Origin of the sequence: uncultured Gimesia sp. (assembly GCF_963972345.1) — a bacterium.
In the GTDB taxonomy this organism is placed as follows: domain Bacteria; phylum Planctomycetota; class Planctomycetia; order Planctomycetales; family Planctomycetaceae; genus Gimesia.
In genome coordinates this window covers 1-20,593 of the sequence record NZ_CAXAVM010000128.1, presented here as the reverse complement: position 1 = coordinate 20,593, position 20,593 = coordinate 1, and the positions used below count along the sequence as shown (strand labels likewise).

The following is a 20,593-nucleotide window of genomic DNA, read 5'->3' as shown; positions in this document are numbered from 1 at the left end:
TCCCGGTAAAAGAGCGGGTTCCCGAAATCAGACGTTTTGATCGGGGAGAAGATTTCCAGAGAGAAAACAACTACCTCTTCGGCGAAGGGGGAGCTGGCTGTTTCAGTGATGGGAAACTGACCTGCCGTTTGAGTGGTCCGGATGTGCAATGGGTATTGGACCGCTTTGTAGACTGTGGTGCACGCTCCAGTATTGTTTACGAGCACCGTCCCCACCTGGGCAGTAATAAACTTCCCATGATCTGTCGCAACTTTCGCCGCAAAATTGATGCCTTGGGGGGTGAATTTCGTTTTGAATGTCGCCTGGAAGGGATGGATGTTGTCGATGGTCAGATTCAGGGAGTGATGACGTCATCAGGCTATCTGAAGACATCCCATGTGATCCTCGGGATCGGACATAGCGCGCGAGATACCTATCAGATGTTGTACGAACTGGGCGTACCCATGTTTCGTAAAGCGTTTCAACTGGGGCTCAGAATTGAACAACCTCAGGAACAGGTCAACCAGCATAAATATGGTCGCGAAGAATATCTTTCACTCTTGGGTGCCGCCGACTATACCATGATCACCAAAGGAAAACGCGATCTATATACATTTTGCATGTGTGCAGGCGGAATCGTGATGCCCAGCGTATCGGAACCGGAGATGTTCTGTACGAACGGCATGAGCAATTCGCGGCACGATACCGGTTACGCCAACAGTGGTGTCATGACCACAATTTACCCCGAAGAATTTGGCAGCGACCACCCCCTGGCCGGCGTTGAACTGCAGAGAAAATATGAAGCGATCGCGTATGCATTGGGAAATAAAAATTATCTCTGTCCGATTCAGCGTGCGGGGGACTTTCTGAATCAGAAAAGGACAGACACGAATTTTTCGTATGCTGGTACTTACCAGCGAGGCGTGGTTGCTTCAGAGTTGCATCAGGTCCTGCCGCCTGTGGTTCTCTCACAGATTGAAAACGGTTTGCCCGTGATGGATCAGAAATGGCGGGGTGCCTTTCTGGCTAATGCGGTACTGGTTGGTCCGGAAATGAGAGGCAGTTCTCCCGTTCGTATCGATCGGGAGCGAGATACTTACCAGGCGCCTGGTTTTCGAGGGTTGTACCCCGTTGGAGAAGGAGCAGGATACGCGGGGGGAATTGTTTCTGCAGCCGTAGATGGACTGCTGAGTGCCAAGAAGCTGGTTGAAGAATTTGCTCCACCGGGAGCCACCACTGAAAAACTTACTCATCATTAATAATGCGAGTAATCGACTGGTCAATGGCGCTGAGATACTGGTCCAGCTTTTCAAACAGCTCCTGTGTGAACTGATCGCTTTTTAATATTTCCTCTGCCTGATTCCGCACACTGATATCCTCGACCCGTCGTTTTTCGACTCCGTCAGGCAGCTCGCGAACCAGGCGAATCATCTGCTCATTCATGGGGATAAATCCCCGTTCCAGATGCTCTACCAGTTCAGAAGTGAGTCGCTCGGAATCTGAGAACATTTCTCTTAATGTCAGTTGGTTGAGCGCACGTTTCACGATTCCTGTCTCCCTTCGAAAGATCAAAGAATATTGATATTAGACAGGTGATTGATGTGAAGGGTCAAGAGTATTTTCGGTTCAGCTTTGATTAAGATTGAGTCAAGCAGCAGCTCTGTTCAAATGGGATCTGAACAAAGGACTGAAGGCATGTCGGTAATCAGATTAGTTTGCCGACATGCGACCAGATTTCGTCACCAATCTCCTCAATTGATCGGAGCACCTCATTCTGCAGACATTGAATTTTCTGCCAGTGCTGATTCTCTTCAGCGAGTTGCAGATAGACTTCCCGCACGTTTGCCAGGTAAGACTGGTCTGCTTCCTGCAGGTCAGCAACTTTCTCGGTATAAGAGCGGGCCTGTTTTTCGGCCACCAGCTTTTGGGCATGGTCTGCCGGGAGATCGAGAAGGATCGCGAGGTTAATGCGGGGCATTTTATAAATCGCATACTCAATCTGTTCGATCCATTCGATGAACTCACTCCGTTCTGCCCCGGATAGTTTGGCCCCCTGGTGAGCCACGTTCGAAGGAATGTAGCGATCAAAGATCACAACATCGCTGGTCTCGATGGTGTTCAGAATGTGTGATCGAGATTCAAAGCGATCGCCTGCATATAGTAATGAAGCCAGAAACGGATTAACTTCATCCAGCTCACCAAACCGCCCGTTCAGAAAATTTCCAATTGATTTACCGAACAGTGTCTGGTCGTAACGGGGAAATCCAATCAGGCTGGATTTGATCCCGGCCTCCTGACAGCGGGCATGCAGCCTGCTTGCCTGGGTTCCTTTACCGGAACCATCAATCCCTTCAATTGCAATGATAACTGCCACTCAATCTCTCTCTATATCTAATCGGTTTTTCTTTTGTCAGTTTGAAATGTCTACAGATGGCAGTGAAGTTCAACGTCATACTCATGACTGAGATCAGGGAGAAATTCGATCTGCTTCGAGAAATTCGAGTTGATCCCTGGTGCCTCTGGCGTAAACGAATTTGCCCAGATCTGCTTTTGTTCCCGGGCACATTACGGGAGCATACCACCGATCGGTACCACGCACCCAGCCAGGCTGTTCGTCACATACGCGTTCGATGAGGACTTCCAGATCACGATCAATTAAAGTGTGATAGAACTTCTGAGCCAGCGATCGTTCCAGATCTGCCAGTTGCGCACAGCGCTCCTGCCGAAGCTCAGGTGAGACCTGGTTTTCATAGGTAGCCGCCGGTGTTCCTTTACGGGCACTGAAAGGAAAAACGTGGATTTTCATAAAGGCTGCTTCTTCGCAGGCCTGCAGGGTCTCAGCAAATTCTTCGTCTGTTTCGCCAGGAAATCCGACAATGACGTCTGTGGTGAAGGAGGGGTGATCAAGTCGTTCACGCATCCGTTGCAGCTTTTCCAGAAAACGGCTGACATGGTAGCGGCGTTTCATCCGTCGCAGCACAGTATCGGAACCACTCTGCAGCGAAGGATGGAACTGGGGGCACAGATGTTCGCAATCGGCGGCAGCTGAGATAAAGTCATCGTTGATTTCTGCCGTTTCCACACTGGAGAGACGCATTCGCCAGTCACCCGGGATCTGGTCCAGTTTGCGAAACAGATGCCAGAGTCGAAATGGAGGTTTGCCTGATTTTCCGCGTGTTGTGTCAACTCCAAAATGACCGACGTGGATTCCTGTCAGCACGATTTCCTTGAAACCATTATCGACCAGCCGACGTACTTCGGCTTCAATGTCCTCCGGAGATCGGCTTTGCAGGCCTGGTCGAACGGAGGGGATGATGCAGTAGGTGCAACGCAGGATACAACCATCCTGTACTTTCACATACGCTCGTTTGCGCCCTTCAAATTCAGAAATCCCGGTAGGCATGTCAACGATGCCGTGCCGCTCCAGGATGTCGGGCAGTTCCCTTTTATCGGTAACGACTTCGAATACTCCGGGTAGCTCAGAAACAGTTTTCGGGTCTCGAGTGGCGTAACAGCCCATCACCAGAATTTTCGTTCCGGGATTTTTTTTTGCGAGATTCCGAATCAGTTTTCGGCCCTTGGAATCGCCGGTGGCAGTGACGGTGCAGGTATTGACAACACAGAGGTCTGCCGTTTCTGATTCGCCGGCTTCGCGATAGCCGTTTTTCTCAAGTGCTTCTTTTACCAGTTGCGTTTCGTATTGATTTACCTTGCAGCCGAGCGTCACCAGCTGGCAGGTTTTTTCTTTTTCTGGGATATGAATTTGTGTGAGTGTCATGATCTTGCAGCTGTATTTTAACAGTTGTGGTGCACTGTGAGCGGATCTGCTTCACTGTGGCGATCTCATAAATTGTAAACACGCCAATCGGAATAAGGCTTGGAATCCTGGACTTATCAGAATTTACCGTCTTCCATCTGGAAATTCATCAAGTCAGGTCGCATAGTATAATCAGAGTCAAACCAGACTTCGAGCGGCAGAAACCAATTGTCTGATCCGTTTACAGGAATAAGCGTTTCAATATATCTCTTCGATTGAAAGTACAGTTATGTCGTTTCGATTACGCTATCATAAAACGTTGATGAGCCAAATGTTAAGTATAATTCTGGCGATTGCGGTCTCAGGGACGACTTTGACAGGGACTGCTGCAGAGCCTGCTGCAAACGAAGACTCCCAAGTGTACCCCAACGCAGTGGTTGCTGCTGATCATCCCTTGGCGAGTGCTTCCGGAATCGCCATTCTGAAGGCCGGGGGTAATGTCGTTGATGCTGCTGTGGCGACTTCTTTTGCGCTCTCTGTTCTCAGACCCGCCAGTTGCGGGCTGGGAGGCGGGGGCTTCATGGTCATCTGGGATGCCGAACAGCAGAAATCAACGGTCATTGATTATCGTGAACGGGCGCCGGCTGCTGCCACACCTGATATGTATTCTCGTCTGCCCGGAACTGAAGCGCAACGTCAACTGGCCAGTCGACAGGGACCTCTGGCAGTGGCGGTTCCCTGTACAGTTGCCGGTCTCTGTTATGCGGTCAAGGAGTATGGCACACTGGATTTAAAGACCGTACTGCAGCCTGCGATTCTGATGGCCCGCCGTGGCGTTCCGATTAATGATCACATGCGATCCGTACAGAATTCCATGTTGGCTCGGCTCAAGAAAGGGCAACTGGATGAGAAAGAATTCCAACCTCTGATTGAGGAATATCTGAATCGTGGTGAACCCTGGAAAGAGAATGCACGTTTTTTCAGTCCGCAGTTGAAAGCGCTGGAACTGATTGCTGAAAACGGGCGTGCCGGTTTTTATGAGGGACCAGTGGCGGATGCAATCGTCGCAGCTTGCGGAAAGCAGAGTGGAGGAATTCTGACGCTTCAGGATTTAAAGGACACACAGCCGATCATCCGCAAACCTCTGACAACCACTTTTGATGGATATCAGATCCTGACAATGCCGCCCCCTTCCAGTGGAGGAATTGCGATTATCGAATCATTCAACATGATTGATGCGCTGGAAAAACAGGTCCTGAAACACCCTTTCGCCGATCTGAAATATCATTCACCACAGGAACTCCACTTCCTGACGGAAGTCATGAAGCACGCATTTGCAGATCGAGCCGAGTACCTGGGGGATGCCGACTTCGTACCGGTTCCCCTCGATCGATTAACGGATCCGGCATACGCCTCCCGTCTGGCAGCTCGCATTGATGCAAAGCAGACCAGGCAGTTGAAAGACTATGGACGGTATGTTCCTCCGAAAGACAGTGGAACCAGTCACTTATCAGTTATGGATGCAGCGGGAAATGCAGTGGCGTGTACTGAGACGATCAATCTGACCTTTGGAAGTTACGTGGTGATTCCAAAATATGGGATTGTCATAAACAACGAAATGGATGACTTTGCAGCCATCCCCGGCAAGCCCAATGCCTTTGGCCTGCTTCAAAGTAAAGCCAACGAGATCGAACCAGGTAAGAAACCGCTTTCCAGTATGTCCCCCACGATTGCCATCAAAGATGGAAAAGCAGTTTTTTCGGCGGGCGCTTCGGGAGGTCCGCGGATCATTTCCAGCACACTGCAGGTACTGTTGAACATGATCGTATTCGGAATGCAGCCGGAACAGGCTGTTGAGTCTCCCCGGATTCATCATCAATGGGTGCCCGAAGATCTGTTGCTGGAACAGGAGCTGTATCAGCAGGTTGGTGAACAACTGAAGCAGTTTGGCCATACGATTAAGAAAAGCTCCAGCCTGGCTGCGACCCAGGCTGTGTCCCGTCAACCAGATGGATTGCGGGGACATAGCGATTCACGAAAACATGGCGCTGCTGCCGGATATTGATGATTGATCGAAACTACTGATTTCAGACCAGTCTAATTCCCTGCTGCTGCCGTTTTCTTTTCGATTTCTGCCTGTGTTTCCATCAGCTGTTGTTTGACGACTGATGACTCTTCAACCTCGGCACGTTTTTTCAACGCATCAATAGATTCCCGGGTTCCGATCGCCTGTAATATGTTACAGGCTTCGATTCTCATAGAACTGTCAGGATCATCCAATAATCTCAGAACCGGTTTTTCTGCAATCGAGCCCATGATTTTGAGAGCCGTCCGCGCATCTTTCATATCTGCACGGTTAGAGAGACGGCCTACCAGAATTTCAGCCATCGTGGCAGAGTGAATAGTCGGCATCAATTGGATGATATCTTCACGAACCAAAGCCGAATTTTCTTCTTCCAGTAATGCGGCAAAAGCAAGCGTTGCTTCGTCTGTGTACCAGATCGACATGGCGTTGATATGCTCTTTCATGCGGAAACCTTCTTTGGCCTGCGGAAGCGTCTCTGCCAGTATTGTCGAGACGCGGGCCAGATTTTCTGAGTCCGGTTTCATCGTGACCAGTTTTTTACAAGCTGTATCATGAGCAAAAGAGCTGGTGCCGGAAATCACACGGAGTGCCCAGTCGATTGTGTCTTCGTCTGGTCGCGGCTTTAAATCCCGATCATTTCGATTCGGGTCAGCAGTTATTTCAGACTTCATTTCTGGTTCGGAACCAGGGGAACTGGACATGCTTTTCAGTGAATTGGAATTCGCAGACACTTTTACTGAAGGATCAGGCTGCAGAGAATTCGAATTTTCCTGGAGTGCAAGTGCAGTCAGTTCCTCAGGCTTGATCTCAATAGTGATGATCCGGTTCTGGACATCAATCTCTTTCATTTTTCCACAATTGAGTTTCTGTGCAAAGGCAAACAGATCTTTGGGAACCTGACGTAAAACCAGGACCAGCTGTTGATCCCTGCTGAAATATTCGACCTTACCGTTTTCTGTTTGAACGGTGGTGGCCTGATTGTTCTGGTCCGTTGAATTCAGAAAAGCAGACTGCAGATTTTTCTGAAGCAGTGGTACAGCTGCTGCTTCCATTCCATTAATTCCACGTACAATTACTGCAACACCAGGCTGTTCGGTATCCAGTGTCCTTTTGCGGATTTCACTCAGCAGGTCTGTCTCGGAAGACACGTTGGCTGGAGTCGCTGTTGTTGACTGCATTTTAGGAACGACGGATTCTTTTTCTTCCGGGGTTTTGTCAGTCTCCACCGGTCGTGACTGAGACAAGCGCGGAGTCACAGGTGCAGGCCGTGCAGGGGCCGAATTATTATCTGCAGGCGCAAACGGGTTCGAGTTGGCACGTCGCTGACTTGTGTCAGATCCGCCACACCCGGTTGCAAGTAATAAGGAAGAAATCAGAAGGAGAGACAAATTGGTGTTTTGAATGTTGGCCAGCATAGGAATACGATTCTATAGGAATGAATAAAGGCAAACAGGCACAGTAACTGTCTGGTATAGATTTTACGCTATCTCAGGCGATCAGGATCAAACAAAATCCGATGTCTGGTCAAATAGACATGAAAAAATCTGGCAGGGTTCAGGAGGCATGCATTTGTATATATGCTATCTGCACGTTCCTGCCTCTGCAAGACCAGTCAGCTTATCTATTTTGAAGATCTTTGAAGATCTTCTTTTTATGCTCAACAAGCCGGTTTACGGCCAGTATTGAGATATTTTTGTCCTGAGAAAAGCAACACTTTCCTGTAAATCTTCCATTCCATTCACCCCATCTTCAATACTGATCCAGCTGTCGAATCCGACCTGTTTCAGTTGTGTGAAGATGGTGTCATAATCATTTAACCCTTTTCCAATCACGCCATGGCTGAGTCGGCGGGCATAACCCAGGCTGTTCTCTTCCTTACGCAGGTCTTCAATTGTACCTTCTGTCAGATAACGGTCACTGGCGTGCATGGTAACAACTCGATGTTTAATGCGTTCCAGTAGTTCCAGCGGATCTTCTCCAGCCAGGATTGTATTACTCGGGTCATAATTGACACCGAAGTGGGGCGAATCAATGCGAGACACAAGGTCGCAGAAGACATCGGCCATCTGTGCAAATTCCGGATAATCCCAATAATTATCTTTGTAATGATTTTCAATAATCAGTGTCAGGCCCAGTTCTTTCGCCAGTGGAAGGCAGGCTTCGATTGATGCGACGGCATACTGAATTCCCTCTTCCCGGGAAACTTCAGGCCTGCGTTGTCCAGAGAGAACTCGACAATATTTTCCACCAAGTGACGCCGTCATTTCCATCCAGAACTTTTCGTGTTCAATCTGCTCGTTCCGGAATGCCTCATCAGGATGCGTGAAGTCGGGTGAGCAACACATCATGGGAATTTCCAGTCCCTGATCACTGGCCATTTTTTTGGCTTCTGCCCAGTAATTTCGGTCTTTCATCTCGAGAAAACCGGCGTAGAACTCCAGTCCGTCAATATCCAGCGTGGCTGCCAGATCGATCCACTGTCGCAGTGTCATCTCTCCGGAAAGGCATAGTTCATCCATAAAGGCTTTGGGAAATGCGGCAAGTTTTGGCATCGGAGGTTCCATCGAAGTATATTATTTTTTATATCGAGAATGATCTTCTGCTGCCGTTGAGATCAACTCTCAGGCGTTAATACAGCTTTCACAATTCCCCCCGAGTGCATGGTTTCAAATGCGGTATGCCATTCACCGAGGGGCCATGTTCCACCGATAATGGGTTCGATATTCAACTGGCCCGTCGTCAACAGGCGAATCACACGTTCCCAGATCGGCCAGTTATGACTGAAACTGCCCTGAAGTCGGATATTTTTCTGCACCAGCGGATCAAGCGAAAACCCCAATGGTTGTGGTCCCCAGCCGACTTTGCTGATCCAGCCACCCGGACGCACAATCTCCAGTGACTTTTTCAAAGTGACAGACACACCGGCGGCATCAACAACACCATTGACTCCCAGTCCGTCCACATCCAAAGCCCAGTCATCAAGTCCTTCGATAACAGGCTGGCACCCGTAATATCGCTCTGCAATTTCCAGGCGTTCTTTATCCCGTTCCAGACCAACCACGGCGACCTCTGCTCCCTGTAGTCGCGCCATGGCGGCGCAGAGCAGGCCAATTGGTCCCGGACCGAAGACGACAATGCGATCGCCGGGCTGAATATCTCCATTCATTACAACAGCATTGAAGGCAACGCAGCAGGGTTCTGTGAGCGCTGCTTTTTCCAGTGCTAAGCTGTCCGGAACACGGTGCAGGCAACGCGCGGGGACACGCACAAAACTGGTCATGGCGCCATTTACACCATACCCGAATCCTTTCCGGGTTGGGTCCAGATTATAGCGGCCTTCGCGCGACAGCGGGTTGTCAGGATCGATGATGGCTGCCGTTTCACTGACAACGCGGTCTCCTTCAGACCAGTTCCGAACGAGGTTTCCAGCTTTACTGATCTTGCCGGCAAATTCATGTCCCAGGACAACGGGGTAATTCACAGGCCAGCTATGATCTGCCGTCCATTGATGCAGGTCGCTGCCGCAGACGCCGACTGCTGCGACTTCCAGCAGCACTTCGTCCGGGCCGATATCCGGTATGGGAATCTCCTGAAGTTCGACGGAGTTCGCTTCCGGGACGTAATTGACAACAGCAGTTTGTGTTAATTCAGCCTGACTCATTTTTGACCTCCGATAGCGACATCACCGTATGCATGTACTTTTTCACAAATCAACCTCAAAGAGTCTTCGAGGTTTCCACTTGCGGTTTTGAAGGAGTCCGCGTCAATGGTCAGAGGGGCTCCCAGCACGACAAGTGGGGCACCATACTCGGGCGTCTGGATCGCCTGTTCGAGGGAAAGTCCACCGACCGCCTGCACAGGAATACTGACAGCAGCGACCACTTCTTTCAGTTGATCCAGGGGACTTGGCATCCGCTCACCTCGGGCGGCAATCCCGCGGCGTTCATCGTAGCCAACATGGTGTATCACATAATCACAGCCCAGATCTTCCAGTCTTCTGGCAGCGGAAATCATGTCATCTGCCAGGTTGTCTCCCATGACTTCCACACCATGGTCTCTTCCCGCCTGAACGACGCAGCGAATGGTTTCTTCATGTGCGCGTGACATGACCACCACGTGAGAGGCTCCGGCTTTGGCCATCATTTCTGCTTCAAGGTAGCCGCCATCCATTGTTTTGAGATCCGCAACGATGGGAGTTTCCGGAAAGTTTTTACGCAACTCTCGCACACAATTCAGACCTTCCGCGAGGATCAGTGGCGTGCCTGCTTCCAGCCAGTCTACGCCGGCTCTCATCGCCAGTGCCGCTGTCTCCAAAGCCTCTTCAATATTAGTCAGATCCAGTGAGATTTGTACGATTGGCTTCATGAAATTGAGATCACTTTCTTGCACGGTTGAAATCGGTGGACAGTAATATGTTCTCACATCTGATACTGGCCGACTGCAGGAGATTGTAAGACAGATCAGCTCAGGTTAAGGAACATCCTATCGGAAGAAATTGATAAATGCGAACGCCTACAGCGACTCTGGCAAGAATTTCAAAATGTGTACATGTTGACATGCCTGTTGGGCCTGCGGAGAGAGTGAGACTTCGTAAGCGTTAAAGTTTAACAGCTAACTGCAGGGTCGTGTGGATTTTGCAGGTTTTGAGGTAAATTCTGGACGTGCGACATCCGATTCGATTAATGGCGTATTGTGTCACGCATGCGGGATGATTGAATGAGTCTGGATGATTGTAGGACAGCCAGAAATGCCTTCTGAATTATTAGATGATTATCAGGTACAGGACCATCTGCACGAACACCATTCTCCATTTGGAGTTCGGGCGGTTGCCATTTTATTTATCGCCCTGACGGGTGGGATTTTGTGTGCCCAGTGGGTTCGTGGTGTGCGCGTGGAGAGTTACGTGGGCTCACTGCAGGCTCCGAAGACCATCATTACTGCGAAAAATGATGCGATCATTCAGGAAGTGCATGTCCAGGAAGGACAGACCGTCGCCAGCGGAGAGACCATATTGACGCTGTATGATCGCAGTCTTGAAAAGAACTGGAAGTCAAAACAGCAGGAACTGGTGATGCTGGAATCTGAGCTGGAACAGTCTAAAGCAAAAAGCGAAGTCGAACTGGCGTTACGAAATAAAGAAATCGAATCAGAAGTCTTCAATGCCAAGTTGAAATCATCGCAATACCTGAAGGAAAAGTACATTCACCAGATAACCAATCTGGCCTGGCAGGATTTTCTTCAGGACTACGATTCCCTTTCCAGTAACGGGTCCGCTGAGGATGTCTTTCGCTCTCTCGTTTATGAAAGCCGCTTGCCGGATGAAAATCGTATCACAGCCATGCTGCGTCAGGAATCTGCCCGAAATTCCGCAGAAGTTTTTGCGGCGCGCGTCAAGCTCTGTGAAGATCAGATGGAAGAGTTGAAAGCAATCCAGCGTAAACTGCCTGCTCAAATTCGGGTTGCCATGGGTGTGGAAGTGATTAAAAACCGTCTGGATCGTGTGAAACAGGAGTTAAAACAACTGGAATCACAGCGAGATGCTTTGCAGTTAAAAGCCGGTCGATACGGGACTGTCGGGATCTTTGCCAACGAAAAAGGGGATCCTGTGAAGAAAGGGACTCCGATTGTGGAACTCTTCGACAAAGAACATCCCTTTCTGGTCGTGGAAGTGCCTTCCCGGAAAATCAGCCTGTTTGACGAGGGGAAAGCGGTCAAAATTATGTTTTCCGGTAATGCGAAAGGCAAAGGCACCATCCAGAGGATCTCAGAGCAGGCCATTCACAAGCCTGGCTCGACGGAAAGTGTCATTCTGGTGTATGTTGAACCTGCCGGGCCTCTCTGGCCTGAATTCCCGATGGGGACTACTGTCGATGTCACGCTAGAGAAATAACGCTGAGATTGGCATAATCCGGTTCCGGGCTGTGAAATGAGCGAAATTCTAACTCTAGGCTGGACTTGCTCTTCCGTCATTTATCGTTTTACAGGTCCATTTTCGACTTGAATTTATACCACATAAACTACAATATTTGTCAATTCTGGTGATTAATATCCGGAGTGGTTTTTTCGCCAGAGATCTGAAACAGCTCTCTCACCCGCTTGAAGATCCTTGCCAGGGATCATCCCGAGAGAGTTCAGGATTGTTCTTTAACAAATTGGGTCGCGCGGCTGCAGGAAGCTGGTTCGCCGAGTTTCATTCTCAAAACTTTTAGCGTGAGGAGAAGACCGTTGGGTATTTCAGCAACAATTCCTTTTTCAGCAGAAGAAGCAGACCGACTTTCAGTCGATGCTATTGAGGAGATGAAGCTGCGCACCTGGGCAAGAAAGAACTACATCGACGTATCACAACGCGACGATCTCTGGCACCCCGTCATTCTGGATGAGATGCTACGCATCGATCAGGAGTAATCCCAGTTGTACGGGATTGCAGCCAATAACTCATTCATTGAAACCATAGCGTCTCCACTCTGTCGATTATTCTTCAGATGGACACGGAGACGCTACAAATGGCCGATTCAATGCAAACCGGTCTCTAATATTCTAACATAACTGGCAGGATCTCTGTCTGGCGTTCTCCTGCTGTCACATGCACCTGGTGGTCTTCGTCGATGAAAACGTTGACTTCACTGCGCACGCCAAATTCCGGGAGATAGATTCCCGGTTCGATCGAGAAACATGTTTGAGGTAAAACCAGCCGTTCTTCGTGAGTTTCCAGGTTATCCATGTTGGCTCCGTTCCCATGTGTTTCCTGCCCAATGCTGTGACCGGTTCGATGTACAAAGTATTCTCCATAGCCGGCATCTTCAATCACGTCTCGACATGCCTGATCCACTTCCCAGCCTTGCAGGGGGTTGCCTGATTGAAACGACTGTTCTACCAGTGAAATTCCTGCATCCCGAGCTGCGGCCACGATCTGAAAAATATGCCGATACTGTTCCGGGACTTCTTTGCCGGTAAACCCGACCCGGGTCATATCGCTGTAGACGCCACGTGGCACATCGAGTTTGGCCCACAAGTCAATCAGAACGAACTCCCCTTCTCTGATGGAGGTTTCCTTGCCGGTTCCGGTTTCATAATGCGGGTCTCCACTATGTGCTTCGCGCGCGACGATGGGAGGGTGATATGTTGTTAATCCGGTCTCTTGAAAATGCTGCATGATCACATCACATACCGCCTGTTCCTCTACACTCCCCTGCTCTCGGATCCGGGTAGCAATAAATTGCCAGGCGACTGCAAATGCATTGTCGGTATGTATTCCCGCCTGCTGGTGCAGATTCCATTGTTCCTGGTCCCACACCGCTTCAAACAGTTGTACCAGATCACCAGAGGGAACAACGGATTCCACCGATTCACTTACAAGCTCAACCGTCCCCGCATCGACGCGGGAAATATAGGGATTCGCATTTCGCGGCGAATATTCCATGGCGACCGTTCTGGTCCCGTGGAGCATTGTCCTGATACCCTCTTCCAGCTCCTGCCATTTCAGGTAGATGATTTTCTTGCCCGGTAAATGATCCAAGGCTTCTGATTCGATACGATGAACCAGTTTCACTGGTTTGCCAGAACGGGGAATAAAGTAAAAAAAACGACGTGACCCCATTACATCACTGGGGATATCAAGAATTCTGCGAGCCAGGAGATTACTTCCGCGAAAATCATATAACAGCCATCCATCCAGAGAAAATTGTTCCAATGCTGCCTGCACCTGAGAAAGTTCGAACATGGAGGTACTGCCTGCTTTTTGAGGTTTTAATGAACGGATCAATAGAAAAGGTTGTTAATCAAATCAATGTAAGACGTTAGAATTATTATTTCAAGAAGGATGAGACGTGACATCCTTTATTATCAGGCGAACTTCCGGGAAAAACGGCTTGATTCCAGACGCTTTCTGTTGCCAATCGTAGTGATGGTCAGGACAATATCGCCTGCAGAACAGAATCAGCATTCCATTCCTGTCATTGAACCTGTCATAAAAAACTGAGGAGAGAAGACGATTTCCACCGTATCGACTGAACTTGCTTACCAGAAATGCATTTCGCCTGCCTGTGAGGCGACCTATTCCCTGGGCGAAGTTTTAACCAGCTGTCCCAAGTGTGGCGAATTACTGGATGTGACTTATCACTGGGATCAGGTTCCGGTACCTCAGTCGTTGCGCGAGTTTGAAAAACGCTGGAGTACACGGAATCATCCGATTGATTTCAGTGGCGTCTGGAGATTCCGGGAATTATTGCCATTCGCACGGGACAACCAGATTATCACAATTGGCGAAGGCCAGACCATGCTGAAGGCATCGCCATCGGTCGCACGCTACACGGGTTTGAAGGAAGATGGTCTGTTTCTGCAGTACGAAGGTTTGAATCCCTCAGGCAGCTTCAAAGATAACGGTATGACTGCAGCTTCCACACATGCGGTCATGGTAGGAGCAAAAGTGGCTGCTTGTGCTTCGACGGGAAATACCAGTGCTTCCCTGGCAATCTATTCCAGCGTCGCACAGAAATTCAAAGTCGTCGTATTTGTCGGCAGTGGAAAAATTGCATTCGGAAAATTATCACAGGCCCTTGATTATGGCGCCAAGACGGTGCAGATTCAGGGAGACTTCGATGATGCGCTGGCCCGGGTACGTGAAGTCTGTACCCAGGAAGGAATTTACCTTTGTAACAGTGTCAACCCATTTCGACTGGAAGGCCAGAAGTCGATCATGTTTCGGGTCCTCGAAAGTTTGAACTGGGAAGTTCCAGACTGGATCGTGGTACCTGGAGGAAATCTCGGCAACTCAAGTGCTTTCGGCAAAGCATTTATGGAGTTGAAACAACTGGGGTTGATTGATCGCATCCCTCGACTGGCAATTATTAATGCACAGGGAGCCAATACATTATATCAACTCTATGAACAACACGGTATGCGCTGGAATGGCGGAAATTATGATCGTCATCAGTCCACAGACTATTTTACGCGAATGGATGCGGAAAACCGTCGTGCTTCGACTTTGGCCAGTGCGATTGAAATTAACCGACCGGTGAATTTCTCCAAGTCTTTACGTGCTCTGGATGTCTGTGACGGCGTGGTTCGTGAAGTCGATGATCAGCAGATTCTGGATGCGAAAGCACAAGTAGGCGCAGGTGGATTCGGGTGCGAACCAGCGAGTGCCGCCAGCGTCGCAGGAGCGAAGCTGTTGAAAAATGAAGGAGTGATTGCAGCCAGTGACCGCGTTGTCTGTATTTTAACAGGGCACCAGCTCAAAGACCCCAATGCCACCGTTGCCTATCATTCTGCAAATGATGAACATATAGATGAAAAACTGTCGAGTCACGGCGTCAACGCAGCACCTTTTTCCAACGGACCTATTGTCGTTGAGAATGATTTAGATAAAATAATGGAAGTCATTCGATCGTTTTGAACTGATTTTTGCTTCTGGCACAGTGGACTGTGTTTCAGGTTAAGATTTCTATTAATTTGTAATTCCACTACCGGTGGAAATGAGTATAAGGGGCACGGGATGAGTTCACCCTTTGAGGAACTGGAATATATTGCTGATTTTCTCCCAGAGGAGGGAGAGTCTGTGATTGTGTCACGCAATCATGGAGAACTGATCTGTGAGAATTTCCAGAAAGAACGTCCTCTTGATGAAATGGCAAGCCCCGAATTTTATGGTCATCTCGTTCACGCAAATGAGCGCCTGAATGCCCTGGTTGCCCGGCCAGTGTGGATCTCGATTCTTGTCTGGTTCTGGACCTGTGTGGTCCTCCATGAAAACCTTAGCCTGGGCTGGGGTGGATGGTATATCGATCTGGGCTTGGGGCTGGTCGCGATGGCCGCCAGTTACGTCGCCATTCGGTTACGCCAGGATCGTTATTTCAAAAATGAAGTTCGTCCTACTCTGAATCGCCAGATGTATGGCAGCAATCTGAGCAAGTACGCATTAGTGGGCGTCATCAGGCAACGGCCTGAGTTGCGCACCCTTCTGGATACACTCTCACGCTCTCTGCATTGAACCTGTCTGGTTTTCTCAGACAGGATATTCAAGCTGACCATTTACATAAATGTCAGCATCCAGCTGCTGGACCAGATACTCCCGGATGTTATGACGCTCGGGAATCATCTCCAGCCCTTTACCGGCCAGGGGTGTCACCGCTTCTGCTCCCCCAATAATTTTCGGAGCGATAAAGATGTGGACTTCATCAATGAGTCGTTGATCGAAGCAGGAACCCAGTAAGCTCCCCCCCCCTTCCACCAGAATATTTGTCATCTCCCGTCGCGCCAGTTCCTGCATGCATTCTCGCAGGTCAGGTTGATTCTCAAGCTCGTTGGCAGAACTGGAAAATTGCAACACTTCTACTCCTGCCTGTTGGAGCGGGATGACATTTTCCTGAGGCGCTGAAGTGTGCGCCACAACCATGACGGGCGCCTCAGCTATTGATTGAACCAGACGGGATTGCACAGAAAGCCTGGCCTGGGAATCGATGACAATGCGGGCCGGTATTCGTTTTCCGGGCGGTCGGACAGTCAGGAGTGGATCATCGGCTTCTGCTGTTCTTTGGCCGACCACGATTGCATCCATGCGGCCACGCAATTCATGTACCCGTTCCCGTGATTGAGGGTTGGAGATCCATTGCGAATGGCCGGTACGGGTGGCAATTTTCCCATCCAGTGTCATAGCCCACTTGGCGTGAATCCAGGGTAAGCCCTGTGTCACACGTTTGACGAACGGGCGGACCAGAGCCAATGCTTCTGATTCCAGCAGACCCACTTCGACTTCAATTCCAGCCTGCTTTAATTCTGCTATGCCACCTCCGTCGACGTGGGGGGCTGGATCACGCATTGCAATTATCACTTTTTTTATTCCCGCCTGGATCAGGGCTTGAGAACAGGGACCGGTTTTGCCCTGATGGCAACATGGTTCAAGAGTGACATAGATGGTTTTGCTCCGAGCCTGATCTCCGGCCATCTTAAGCGCATTGATTTCTGCATGGGGACCCCCGCATTGCTGATGATATCCTTCACCAATCAAGTGCAGTCGGTCATCCACAATTACCGATCCCACAGCAGGGTTGGGTTCCACAGAACCTGTGCCAAGTCGAGCCAGTTCCAGGGCGCGTTGCATGACATCCTCTGGACTGGAAAACATGCTGATAGGATCCACAGTCTGATTTACTTTCCTGCAGGGACCGATTTAAAATAATGGAACTCGAAATGGCTGACTTAATTCGGGCTCAGCTAGATTCTGCTCAGGATTGTCCCGGAATCCAGAGTTTCTGTTCGGCATCAGTGTCAGGGGTGGAATCACCGGGAGACCAGAGTCCCTCGCTTGAGGCATTTCCACTGAATTCCCCTGTGTCAAGGAGTGAGGCACCTGACATCCAGGGGACATCTAACTCAAATGCATGGGCAAAAGCCATGAGGTATTCTTTGATTTGAGGTGTTTTTTTGCCATATTTATCCCAGATCTCTTTCATAAAATCAGAAAGCCCGGGATCGGAAGTGTCTTCCAGACGGAAAGAGAGTTCGCGCATTTTCCACTGCATTTCGTTTTCAAATGCTTTATTGGGTTGCGACTGCGAATTCTCCTGTCCTTTTTTGATCCAGTTCAGCATTTCCTCGCGTTGATTTTTTTTATGGCAGATCTCTGTCAGGGTGGTATAGACTCGATCCAGGTCCACTTCTTTCTTACATTCGTCACGATTGAGTACTTCGATCAGAACATCATACAGAAATCGAGGATGACGAATGAGCAGGGCCCGATTGAAGATATACATCAACTGGGAATCGCTGAGTTCTTTCGCTGGAATCCTGTTTTGTGTCATTGAGGAGCAGGTATTGAAATGCGAAGACTCATTTACTTCCAGGCTGGGAAGCTCGGTCAGACCAAGCTCTGGATCGAGCTCCGAGAATTCCAGGAAATGTCCCAGCGACAGTGTTTGTGCATCTAGAACGTAAGCAGCTGCAGTCAATGCCATTTTCGAGTCTTCATCGGAAGCAGCTTCTTTGGGTGTTTCGCCGTCCAGACCTGACAGTTTGGTGTTGGGCCAGGTATCTGAAAGAAGTTTTTTCCACTGCAGCGCTTCCAGTTCCCGTCGCTTGAGAATTGGCATTTTTTGCGGGAAACTCCAGCGGAAAAACAGAGGCCATTGTTCTATCGGGACTGGGGAAAGTGGGTTGCCGGTTTCTTCGCTGTCCCGTTCTACGACTTTCAAGCCACAGTCTGTTTTCCCCTGATCTCCCAGTGCTTCGTCAAAGATTTTCTCTGCGACCGTCTGTTGTTCCCCTTCATAAGCATATAAATGAATCAGCGCTGGCTGACCAATTTGTCGATCTGCATCGAAGATATCAATATCGCCAATGACTGTCGGGACATTTTCGAGAGTAATGTCTTCACCCTTCGATTCCGCATCCACGGGAGTATTAGTGATCTGGAAATAAGCAATCGGGCTGTTTTCTTCGGGGTTCTGTTCCTGTGGAGGCGGAACGTTTCCACGCAAAATTTGCGGATGTTGTTCCAGCAGCGTCAGAAAACGAGAGATGGATTCCACTTCAAATAATTTTTCGATGGAATTGACAACTTCCGCTGTGTTATTGAGGTCGAGCAGTTGTGCCAGTGTTTCCAGTTCAACCGCTTCGGCAAAATCTGATTCGAGGCTGGCCGCATGATGAAAAAGTTCAGCCGCTTTGACTTCATCTGTAGCCCATGCATAACAGAAGGCAGCATTTTTCCAGAGTGTGACCAGTCCGGCTGCTTCAGCCAGTTGTTTGAAGAGCCCTGCTGCTGATCGATAGCAGCCTAGGTTTGCCAGACGCTGAGCTTTATCAAATGTAGCCTGGTGTTCTGGGTCTTCCAGCGCGCAGCGTTCCAGGATATGAACCCCTCGAAACGGATAGGGAATTTGATCATCCCCATCAAATTCCAGCAGGTTCATGAACAGGTTCTGCTGATATTCCTGAGAAGCAACCCGCATCGCGAGGGCAAAGTGTTCGCGTGCCGCCAGGTAGTAACCGCGCATCTGAAGCGCGATGGCAATGCTGATGGCCAGTGGTGTTGCGAGGCTGACATCGACAGCAGCACATTTCTGAAACGCCGTATAAATCGTTTTTTGTGAATGCTTATAACCATGAGCCAGGAAAGAAGAAGTGGCCAGTAGCGAATGGGCAGCCGGGTGGTCCGGATCGTGTTCCAGGCACTGGTTTAAAGGTGCAATCGCGTCCTCAAACCGCCGTTCTGCCATCAGGATCTGAGCTTCGGTAATAAAGCTTAAAGGTTGATTGGGATGGTTCTTTTTGAGTCGATCCAGCAGTTGTAATGCGGTTGCTGTCTGATGAGTTTCATGCAGATGCGAAATTTTACTGATTTCATCGCCGACGGAATGACAGCAGAACTTATATTTTTTGCCACTGTTACACGGACAGGGGTCGTAGGAATCTATACTCATAACCTCGGCCTTCTTGGTTTCCTGAAGGTTGAACTGTGAGAAAAGTATCGTGATCGAAAAACAGTCTGATCATGCAGGATCGAAGTAGAGTTTCATTGGAATCAATTTTTAATCCAATGGAACATCATATCACAATAGAATCGCATATTGCACGCGCTTAGAGCGTACTTCTACGAGAAATCACTGACTCCCTGCAGCAGCGAAATGTAATCAGAGTTCCGCTGCATTTCTGTGGTTGGAAAGTACCAGCGATAGTCGGATTAACTGTCTAATGCCTGTTTCAGATCTGCGACGAGGTCTTCAGGGCTTTCGATCCCCACAGAAACCCGTACTGTTTTTTCAGTGATGCCGGCGGCACGGCGCGCTTCCAGTGTCATGGATGCATGGCTCATGCTTTCAGGGTATTCAATTAATGATTCCACACCACCCAGTGATTCTGCGAGCAGGAACAACCTGGTATTGAGCATGACCTTTTCCGCTACGGGGCGTCCATCATGCACATCAAAACTCAACATGCCGCCGAAACCATCCTGTTGACGCTTTGCCAGTTCATGATGCGGATGTGATTCCAGACCTGGATAATAGACGCGCTCTACTTTGGGATGGGATTCCAGCATCTGTGCCAACGCCATTGCACCTCGCTGATGTGCTTCCATGCGCGGAGCCAGTGTTTTAATTCCTCGCAATACCAGCCAGGCATCAAAGGGAGCACAACCCAGACCCAGGGCATTCGATATATAGGCAACGCGTTCTGCCAGTTCCTCAGTCCGGGAAACAACACAGCCTCCGACAACATCGGAATGACCGTTTAAATATTTTGTTGTCGAATGCAATACGAGATCAACACCGAATTCGATAGGTCGCTGCAGATAGGGAGAACAGAACGTGTTGTCAGCGATGGTCAGGATGTCAGAGCCCGCTTCAGAAACCACTTGAGTGACTGCTTTGATGTCGACCAGATTTAACAGCGGGTTACTGGGGGTCTCTATCCAGATTGCTCTGGTGTCCGGGGTAATGGCTGATCGGACATTTTCAGCATCACTCATTTTTACAAACGAAAATGTAATTCCCCATTTAGTGAAGACATCCGCAAAGAGACGATATGTGCCTCCATAGATGTCGTCGCCGGCAATGATATGATCTCCAGGTTTAAACAGATGCATTACCAGTGTGATGGCAGCCATCCCGGTCGCAGTGGCTCGACAGGCGACCCCGCCTTCCAATGCAGCGATATTCTCTTCCATGGCGCTGCGGGTCGGGTTTCCACTTCGGGTGTAATCGAACCCCTTATGACTTTCCAGGCTGTCCCAGTAAAAAGTCGATGAGGTATAGATGGGAGTTGTACAACTGTTA

General features: G+C 49.4%; 17 protein-coding genes. 6 read left to right on the top strand and 11 right to left on the bottom strand.

The genetic code is table 11. The annotated features are described in order from the left end of the window. Window positions 1-1,238: FAD-dependent protein (locus AACZ40_RS19350; protein WP_339675489.1), on the top strand; the 1,238-nt coding region annotated here is incomplete at its 5' end. On the opposite strand, the gene AACZ40_RS19345 is transcribed toward AACZ40_RS19350, so the two are convergent. The 3 genes from AACZ40_RS19345 to mtaB form a co-directional block, all read right to left on the bottom strand. Then, window positions 1,225-1,524, bottom strand: a complete 300-nt coding sequence (locus tag AACZ40_RS19345; RefSeq protein WP_291171395.1) for a hypothetical protein — start codon at window positions 1,522-1,524, stop codon at window positions 1,225-1,227. The two genes, AACZ40_RS19350 and AACZ40_RS19345, sit on opposite strands and share 14 nt — an antisense overlap. Before the next feature lie 160 nt (window positions 1,525-1,684). After that, window positions 1,685-2,353 (bottom strand): thymidylate kinase, encoded by a 669-nt coding sequence (locus tag AACZ40_RS19340; RefSeq protein WP_291171394.1) that lies wholly within the window; start codon window positions 2,351-2,353, stop codon window positions 1,685-1,687. 93 nt (window positions 2,354-2,446) lie between these two features. Beyond that, window positions 2,447-3,757 carry a tRNA (N(6)-L-threonylcarbamoyladenosine(37)-C(2))-methylthiotransferase MtaB gene (mtaB, locus tag AACZ40_RS19335; protein ID WP_291171392.1) on the bottom strand — a complete coding sequence of 437 codons (1,311 nt, stop codon included), beginning with the start codon at window positions 3,755-3,757 and terminating at the stop codon, window positions 2,447-2,449. Between the two features lie 310 nt (window positions 3,758-4,067). Here mtaB and ggt point away from each other — a divergent pair, with 310 nt between their 5' ends. Continuing rightward, entirely contained in the window at window positions 4,068-5,801 is a 1,734-nt protein-coding gene (ggt, locus tag AACZ40_RS19330) for a gamma-glutamyltransferase (RefSeq protein WP_291171390.1), read from the top strand. Between the two features lie 32 nt (window positions 5,802-5,833). Here the strand turns inward: ggt and AACZ40_RS19325 are convergent, their stop codons facing one another. The 4 genes from AACZ40_RS19325 to AACZ40_RS19310 form a co-directional block, all read right to left on the bottom strand. After that, entirely contained in the window at window positions 5,834-7,066 is a 1,233-nt protein-coding gene (locus AACZ40_RS19325; protein ID WP_291171388.1) for a HEAT repeat domain-containing protein, read from the bottom strand. A 426-nt stretch (window positions 7,067-7,492) separates the two neighbouring features. Continuing rightward, a complete protein-coding gene (locus AACZ40_RS19320; RefSeq protein ID WP_291171386.1) occupies window positions 7,493-8,374 on the bottom strand; it encodes a sugar phosphate isomerase/epimerase family protein in 882 nt (293 codons plus the stop codon). A 62-nt stretch (window positions 8,375-8,436) separates the two neighbouring features. Further along, window positions 8,437-9,483, bottom strand: a complete 1,047-nt coding sequence (locus AACZ40_RS19315) for a zinc-binding dehydrogenase (protein WP_291171383.1) — start codon at window positions 9,481-9,483, stop codon at window positions 8,437-8,439. Further along, window positions 9,480-10,187, bottom strand: a complete 708-nt coding sequence (locus AACZ40_RS19310; RefSeq protein WP_291171381.1) for an orotidine 5'-phosphate decarboxylase / HUMPS family protein — start codon at window positions 10,185-10,187, stop codon at window positions 9,480-9,482. The genes AACZ40_RS19315 and AACZ40_RS19310 overlap by 4 nt, the downstream gene beginning before the upstream one ends. Before the next feature lie 382 nt (window positions 10,188-10,569). On the opposite strand from AACZ40_RS19310, the gene AACZ40_RS19305 reads away from it, so the two are divergent. Together AACZ40_RS19305 and AACZ40_RS19300 are read left to right on the top strand one after the other, a co-directional pair. Then, complete coding sequence (locus AACZ40_RS19305; RefSeq protein WP_291171380.1) at window positions 10,570-11,712, top strand: HlyD family efflux transporter periplasmic adaptor subunit; 1,143 nt, start codon at window positions 10,570-10,572, stop codon at window positions 11,710-11,712. A 335-nt stretch (window positions 11,713-12,047) separates the two neighbouring features. Beyond that, window positions 12,048-12,227 carry a hypothetical protein gene (locus tag AACZ40_RS19300; RefSeq protein ID WP_291171378.1) on the top strand — a complete coding sequence of 60 codons (180 nt, stop codon included), beginning with the start codon at window positions 12,048-12,050 and terminating at the stop codon, window positions 12,225-12,227. A gap of 124 nt (window positions 12,228-12,351) precedes the next feature. Here AACZ40_RS19300 and AACZ40_RS19295 read toward each other — a convergent pair whose 3' ends face one another. After that, complete coding sequence (locus AACZ40_RS19295; protein WP_291171376.1) at window positions 12,352-13,542, bottom strand: M24 family metallopeptidase; 1,191 nt, start codon at window positions 13,540-13,542, stop codon at window positions 12,352-12,354. A 387-nt stretch (window positions 13,543-13,929) separates the two neighbouring features. On the opposite strand from AACZ40_RS19295, the gene thrC reads away from it, so the two are divergent. Together thrC and AACZ40_RS19285 are read left to right on the top strand one after the other, a co-directional pair. Further along, window positions 13,930-15,216 carry a threonine synthase gene (gene thrC / locus AACZ40_RS19290; protein WP_291171374.1) on the top strand — a complete coding sequence of 429 codons (1,287 nt, stop codon included), beginning with the start codon at window positions 13,930-13,932 and terminating at the stop codon, window positions 15,214-15,216. Window positions 15,217-15,315: 99 nt separating this feature from the next. Continuing rightward, entirely contained in the window at window positions 15,316-15,810 is a 495-nt protein-coding gene (locus AACZ40_RS19285) for a hypothetical protein (protein WP_291171373.1), read from the top strand. A 15-nt stretch (window positions 15,811-15,825) separates the two neighbouring features. On the opposite strand, the gene ribD is transcribed toward AACZ40_RS19285, so the two are convergent. The 3 genes from ribD to AACZ40_RS19270 all read right to left on the bottom strand — a co-directional run. Continuing rightward, complete coding sequence (ribD, locus tag AACZ40_RS19280; RefSeq protein ID WP_291171371.1) at window positions 15,826-16,944, bottom strand: bifunctional diaminohydroxyphosphoribosylaminopyrimidine deaminase/5-amino-6-(5-phosphoribosylamino)uracil reductase RibD; 1,119 nt, start codon at window positions 16,942-16,944, stop codon at window positions 15,826-15,828. A 100-nt stretch (window positions 16,945-17,044) separates the two neighbouring features. Further along, on the bottom strand, window positions 17,045-19,240 hold the full coding sequence (locus AACZ40_RS19275) for a tetratricopeptide repeat protein (protein ID WP_291171369.1): 2,196 nt from the start codon (window positions 19,238-19,240) through the stop codon (window positions 17,045-17,047). A 260-nt stretch (window positions 19,241-19,500) separates the two neighbouring features. Further along, window positions 19,501-20,593: PLP-dependent aspartate aminotransferase family protein (locus AACZ40_RS19270; protein ID WP_339675482.1), on the bottom strand; the 1,093-nt coding region annotated here is incomplete at its 5' end.